The sequence below is a fragment of the Pseudomonas sp. I8001 genome (genome assembly GCF_013385345.1).
GTDB lineage: Bacteria > Pseudomonadota > Gammaproteobacteria > Pseudomonadales > Pseudomonadaceae > Aquipseudomonas.
Map to the genome: position 1 here is coordinate 1 of NZ_JACAQC010000075.1, position 303 is coordinate 303.

Sequence of the window (303 nt, forward strand, 5' to 3'; positions counted from 1 at the left end):
TGATTCATTGAAGAAGACGATAAAGAAGCAGCCCGAAATTGGGTCTGTAGCTCAGTTGGTTAGAGCGCACCCCTGATAAGGGTGAGGTCGGCAGTTCGAATCTGCCCAGACCCACCAATTTTGTGTGGGAAACGCCTGTAGAAATACGGGGCCATAGCTCAGCTGGGAGAGCGCCTGCCTTGCACGCAGGAGGTCAACGGTTCGATCCCGTTTGGCTCCACCACTACTGCTTCTGTCTTGAAAGCTTAGAAATGAGCATTCCATCGCTGTGATGGTGAATGTTGATTTCTAGTCTTTGATTAG

The 303-nt window shown here is 50.2% G+C and carries 2 tRNA genes; both read left to right on the top strand.

What is annotated here, in order from left to right:
* Positions 1 to 40: 40 nt before the first annotated feature.
* Positions 41 to 117, top strand: a tRNA-Ile gene (locus HX839_RS31435).
* Positions 118 to 147: 30 nt separating this feature from the next.
* Positions 148 to 223, top strand: a tRNA-Ala gene (locus HX839_RS31440).
* Positions 224 to 303 lie beyond the last annotated feature (80 nt).